This window comes from Streptomyces sp. NPDC005151, from assembly GCF_053599875.1.
This window is the reverse complement of sequence record NZ_JBSFYR010000261.1, coordinates 1-1290: the sequence shown is the minus strand read 5'-3', so window position 1 is coordinate 1290 and position 1290 is coordinate 1. Positions and strand designations below refer to the sequence as shown.

Sequence of the window (1290 nt, the reverse complement as noted above, 5' to 3'; positions counted from 1 at the left end):
CATGAGCTTTCCCGTCTCCTCCGTCCCTGTCCACCCCTTGTCCGTGTTATCCGACTTCCGGAACGACTTCTACGCTGGCCTGTCCCGTCGCGGGGACGAATTGTTCGAGCTTGTCGACGCCCTGCTGTGCACGGATGGCCCGGTCAGGACACTGGTGGATCTGTCACTGGCCCCCGAGCACCGGCGCGGGCACGGGTCGTTGTACGACGGAATCAACCACGGCCGCCTGGACGTGTCCCGTCTGCGCAGGTCGCTGGCCTCTTTACCGTTGCCCCGCGACAGTGAGGGACGGCTGCGGATCGCCGCGGACATCAGTAACTGGCTGAGGCCGGACGCGCCCTGCAGCCCCCAACGACTGTTCTGTCACTGCTACGGGCGTGGTCGCGGAAACGCACAGATGATCCCGGGATGGCCGTACTCCGTCATCGCAGCCCTGGAGAGCGGGCCCACTTCCTGGACCGCGCCACTGGACATCCTGCGGCTCACCCCGGCCGACGATGTCACCACGGTCACCGCCGCCCAACTGCGCGAACTCTTCTCCCGGCTGACGGAGGCGGGGCAGTGGAGCCGGACAGACCCGAAGATCGTGGTCGTCCTCGACGCCGGATACGACGTCGTCCGGCTCTCCTTCCTCCTGGCGGACCTGCCAATCGAGCTGGTCGGACGACTGCGCTCGGACCGGGTGCTGTACTTCCCGCCCCCGCCCCGGGCACGCGGCAGGAACGGACGCCCGCCCAGATACGGAGCGGCGTTCAAGTTCGCCGACGACACCACCTGGCCCGCCCCCGGCCGGGCGACGGCCGAGCACACCGACCACTACGGCGAGGCCGTCGCCCTGGCCTGGAACCCACTGCATCCCGCCCTGACCCACCGGGCCGGCTGGGAAGACCACGACGGCGAACTGCCCATCGTCCAGGGCACCGTAATCCGCCTGGAAGTCGACCACCTTCCCGGCGAAAGGACCCCGAAGCCCCTGTGGCTGTGGTCCTCGGCCACCAGCGCCACCGCCGACGACATCACACGCTGGTGGCACACCTTCCTCAGAAGGTTCGATCTGGAGCACACCTTCCGCATGTTCAAACAAACCCTCGGCTGGACCGTGCCCCAGCTCCGCGACCCGCGCGCGGCCGACCGCTGGAGCTGGACCGTCATCGTCGCCTACACCCAGCTCAGACTCGCCCGCGACCTCACCGACGACCTCCGCCGTCCCTGGGAAAGACCCGCACTGCCAGGCAGGCTCACGCCCGCCCGTGTCCGACGCGGGTTCCGCCACCTCCACCACCGACTGCC

General features: G+C 68.8%; 1 protein-coding gene. It reads left to right on the top strand.

Annotation, left to right across the window (positions count from 1 at the left end):
* Position 1: 1 nt before the first annotated feature.
* The coding region (locus ACWD6R_RS40590; protein WP_451823347.1) for an NF041680 family putative transposase at positions 2-1290 on the top strand (1289 nt) is incomplete at its 3' end.